Annotated in this window: 3 protein-coding genes and 1 pseudogene; 2 read left to right on the top strand and 2 right to left on the bottom strand. The window is 54.4% G+C overall.

Annotation, left to right across the window (positions count from 1 at the left end):
• Positions 1 to 126: 126 nt before the first annotated feature.
• Both EOD42_RS25560 and EOD42_RS25555 read right to left on the bottom strand, forming a co-directional pair.
• Positions 127 to 630, bottom strand: a pseudogene (locus tag EOD42_RS25560) (IS1595 family transposase); the annotation flags it as partial.
• 358 nt (positions 631 to 988) lie between these two features.
• Positions 989 to 1,915, bottom strand: a complete 927-nt coding sequence (locus EOD42_RS25555) for a WcbI family polysaccharide biosynthesis putative acetyltransferase (protein WP_127790430.1) — start codon at positions 1,913 to 1,915, stop codon at positions 989 to 991.
• 1,178 nt (positions 1,916 to 3,093) lie between these two features.
• On the opposite strand from EOD42_RS25555, the gene EOD42_RS25550 reads away from it, so the two are divergent.
• Positions 3,094 to 3,855: an IS5 family transposase gene (locus EOD42_RS25550; RefSeq protein ID WP_127790432.1), complete on the top strand. Its 762-nt coding sequence runs from the start codon at positions 3,094 to 3,096 to the stop codon at positions 3,853 to 3,855.
• Positions 3,856 to 4,061: 206 nt separating this feature from the next.
• Positions 4,062 to 4,562: an RtcB family protein gene (locus tag EOD42_RS26225; RefSeq protein ID WP_206020470.1), complete on the top strand. Its 501-nt coding sequence runs from the start codon at positions 4,062 to 4,064 to the stop codon at positions 4,560 to 4,562.
• Positions 4,563 to 4,719: the final 157 nt, after the last annotated feature.

Here is a 4,719-nt window from a genome sequence, read left to right as displayed (position 1 = left end):
CAGGACAAAGGCGATCTGCGCCTCAGAAAACTTCGATGCCTTCATGGAACTCTCCTCGTTCCCTGCTCGGGATACATAACTGGAAAATTCCAACTCAGATCGGTCCAATTTTCGGGGAGCACGTCACATGCCATTGATGTGGGTGCGAGAGGAGGTGACGAACTCCTCCTTGTGATTGACGCGCCGGTGATGGAACTCCGAGATGTCGAGCACGTCATAGGACCGGCAGCTGTCCGTATAGACGACGCTATCAGGCTGAATCCGCTGACGAATAATGCCGGTGAGCGTCACGGATCGGGTGTCTGGGATCATCGCCGTGTACACCTTGCCCGCACGCTTCAACAGGCCGAAGATGGGTACCTTGCCCGCCGCTCCTCGGCCGCGCTTGCCTTTGCGGACGCCACCGAAATAGCTCTCATCGACCTCCACTTCGCCCACGCTGAAGGGCGCTTCAGCGGCCAGGCGTGCGGCTATCGTCTCTCGTAGCTTGTGGAAGAACAGCGTGGCGGTGTGGCGATTGACGTCTGCCAGCTCGGCAGCTGTCCTGGCGGGCGTGCCCGCCACGAAGTGCTCCAGTAATTGTCGCTGAGTATGGGCCGGAAGCCGGCTACGACGACGGGCTGTAACCATCTGACCTAGAAAGCCTTTCTCTGCTATCCAGGCCAGTCCCAATTATTTTGTACACAAAAAAAGCACGCCATCGGAAGTTAATTCTAATAAATCATACCGTTCATGCGTCAGAAATCCAAATTTCACACACTCATCGATAGCATTTGCTACACTCAGATTTGAAATTGAGTAAAATTTTTCGCAATTATTCATCAAATCTACTTGATGAATCTTTCTTTTTTTGTCGTCGCTCGAATAAAATATAACACGAAGAACGGTTTCGGCATTAGAGCTTATCATTATCATTGTCTCCTCCCTTCAGCAATCAGAAATGTCCGAGCCAACCAAAAATATCGGTAACAAGATCACTCTAAGATTTCTATACGAGATATTTACCAAATACCGCGTAGCATTCCTCACGCATGAAATACAGCTGGTGCGCCCGCAGCAGCTGTTCGCGCGGGGCCTCGGCGAGGGCCTTGTATTGCCCCGCGATCAATTCCTTCAGGCTCAGCAGCGGCGCGGGCGTGTCGCCCATGGATTGCGGCTTGAAGCCATAAAAGCCGGGCGTCGGCAGTCCGTGATGGCGCGCGATTTCCGGATAGATCGGCCAGATCGGCGCATGGGCCAGGTGGTTGAACAGATAGCCGTCATCGATCGGAAACCGTTCCACCGGCACGCCCAGGCTCTCCAGATGGTCCAGGATGCGGTTGGCATAGACCCAGGTGAGGAAGTTGTTGGGGTGGTTCACGCTGAGGAAGCCGATGCGCTCCCGCACCAGCCGGCCCATCTCCTCGGCGAAGACCACATCCACCGCCTCCTCGCGGCGCCGGAACTCCTGCAGCGAGGCGTCGAACTGGTCGAAGTATTTCAGCGCGGCGAAGGTGCGGTCATTGAACAGCGCGAAGCATTCCTGCTCCGACACGCCGGCCAGGAAGGCGAAGAAGACGAGTTGGCTGTGATAATCCCCCAGCGGCCCGCGAAGCCTACTCCAGAGCCCACCCAGATAGGTCAGGTCCGGGTGGTAGCCCGTGAAATACAGGTTGTGGATGGTGACGAAGCGGGTGCCTCGCGTGGCCTCGCGCAGCAATGGTGTCTCCAGCCCCAGGAATTCCTTGCTGAGATTGACCGTCATCACGATGTCGGACTGCCGGGCCTGCTCGATGCAGGCCTGGATGCTTTCCTCCTTGCGGTCATGCGGGATGGTGTGGACCGCGAAACCGTCGAAGGCGATGCTGGGGCAAAGGAGCGATAGCGCGTGCTTGGCCGTCTGCACCTGACAATTGTTGATGATCAAGCACTTCACGAGAGACATATCCATATTCACTACACATTCTGGCGCAATTTGAGTTGCGCTCCAATGGCAAAGATCGTCCGAAGGTTGCGTCCATCGGCTCATCGAATACCGACGCCGATCAGTCCGACAGCCGCACGAAATCTCGACAACATGCAAGGGAATGCATTTGATTTAGCAACCTAGGGTTGCGAAATTTTAGCCGATTTGCTCATCTGCATATCACTTCAAGGTGAAAAAATTGGATCCTCAAGTGGGCAATGCCGAGAGAACGATTTCCGTAAATGGTTTTAGATAACAGGTGACGATTCGCTTGATGCTGCGGCACGCAGAAGACGCATTAACTACTGCGGCGAAATGATATGAAGCTACTTTAGTTCGTCATATTTGGGAAAAACTGCCTGTCCACCCGCCCTCAAGCGCTGCGCACACGCGGATATTTCCAAAAAATACATAATACAATAGATATTGATCAGACATTAAATCAAATTTAAAGTTTTTACAAAATATTTATTAAAACAGAATTCCAACAAACTTAATGCCTCACGAAAATAATACAATATAATAAAATATCATACACTAATCTACATAATAATTATTATTTTTCATAAATTATTTTTAGATCAATGCGAGAATTAATGATGGGGATGGATAGTATGCAATCGAATTCAGAAAAAATAGAAATGGAAAAAAGGAACTACATTATTCGAATAATACTATCCTATTTGGAAAATGAATTAACAAATAATTATTCATTTTATGATTCTTCCTTATTTAGAGAATTATGCAAAGCAATGAAAACAAAAAATTTATTAATATTAAAGACGTTAGGTTGTCAAAAATGTATTAATTACAGAATTAGATCGGAAATTACTTAATAAACCTCCCTGTTGAATTGCTTCAAGCGCTAGATTTGATTCCAAGAAAGAATGTTGGAAATGCTGATTTTGACAAAATTATAAGAATTTTTCAAAATCTTTCTCGGGATAAAAAATATCAGCATATGTTGCCATTATGGCCCTTGGACTCAGTGATGGATTTCTAGAATCAAATACAAATATGCTACCATCCGGCGATTAATTATACTATTCTGTTTGGAATGGCAATAAACGCCAGGGCTGAAAACCTGATCATCTTATTGATTTGGTGTTTTGGCTGTGATTGGTTGAGCCATCATGGATGGCGGCGACATGAGCGGATTGGATTGGCTAAGCGACGAAGCCTGGGCGGTGATTGAGTCACATCTGCCGAAGAACCGCTCCGGAGCGCATCGTGTGGATGACCGGCGGGTGATCAGCGGCATCCTACACGTGCTGCGCTCAGGGTGCCGTTGGAGCGATTGCCCGCCTGAGTACGGCCCGGCGACCACCATCTACAATCGCTACAACCGGTGGAGTACGCAGGGCATCTGGCGGCGGATTTTTGAGCGTTTGGCCGCAGCCGGGAACATCCCCGATGAAATCTCGATCGACAGCACGCATGTCAAAGCCCATCGCTCGGCGGCGGGCGCTCAAAAGGGGGCGAAGCCGCGCAGGCGATTCGGCCGCTCACGTGGCGGGCGGACCAGCAAGGTCCACGCTGTGGCCAATGCTCAAGGCCGACCGCTCGCCTTCGTTCTGACCCCTGGCAACATCGCTGATATCAGCGTTGCTGCCACCTTGCTTGGCGGTATCGCAACCCCTCGGCGCCTCCTCGCCGATAAGGCCTACGATGTCGATCATCTGCGCCAGCCCCTCGAGGCCCAGGGGACAGAGGTGGTCATCCCTTCCAATGGCACCCGGCGCCGACCCTATCCGCTCAATCGGCCCGCCTACCGCAGGCGCAACCTCATCGAGCGAATGTTCGGCCGCATGAAGGATTGGCGATGCTTCGCCACACGGTATGACCGCCTCGCCAGGAACTTCCTCTCCACCATTGCAATCGTCGCAACAGCTTGTTTCTGGCTCTCGTAATCGAGTCGTCAGCCTAGGCTTCAACCTAGGCCCTCACGGTTGCGCCGCATGTCCGTTCGAATTGGAGGCCGTTCCACTGGCAACTAAGCACCTGCGCCTGGGCGGCGGGCGGGACGGCATCGATGTGCGGCCCACCCTGCTGCACCAGGACACCGACCTGGGGCGCGGCTACATCGCGGCGATGGAACTGGCCGGGCGCTATGCCTATGCCGGCCGCGACTCGGTGGTGGCGCAGGTGCTGGATCCTGGGTGCCTCGGAGACCGACCGCGTGCACAACCACCACAACTTCGCCTGGCGCGAGGAGGTGGCAGGCTCCCCGGCCTGGGTGGTGCGCAAGGGCTGCACGCCGGCCTTTGCGGGGCAGCGCGGGTTTGTCGGCGGGTCTATGGGCGACGACGCGGGGATCCTGGCGGGGGTGGAGAGCGCCACCTCAAAGGCGCTGCTGCACTCGACGGTGCATGGTGCCGGCACGGTGATGGGCCGTCGTGAGGCCATGCGCCGTTTCTCGAGGGAGGAGATGCAGCGCTGGCTGCGCGAGCGTGGCGTGCACCTACGCGGTGGCGATCTGGACGAAAGCCCGATGGCCTATCGCCGGCTGGATGCGGTGCTGGAGCACCACGCAGGCAGCGCGGAGGTGCTGCACCGGCTGCGCCCCTTTGGGGTGGTAATGGCCGGTGCCGAGGTGGTCGAACCCTACAAGGATTGAGCGCAGAGCTGCTCCATCCTGCCGACCTCACGGTCGAGTTCCTGCGCGAGGCGACCAGGGATGAGCCGTGAGAATGCGGTGGCGAGGGCACGATAATACCAGAGCGTGCCCTCCAGCCCGGCGTTGAACCGGCTCATCATGGAAGGCCCGTGCTCAT

Source organism: Rhodovarius crocodyli, assembly GCF_004005855.1.
In the GTDB taxonomy this organism is placed as follows: domain Bacteria; phylum Pseudomonadota; class Alphaproteobacteria; order Acetobacterales; family Acetobacteraceae; genus Rhodovarius; species Rhodovarius crocodyli.
This window is presented reverse-complemented; position numbering and strand designations above follow the sequence as displayed.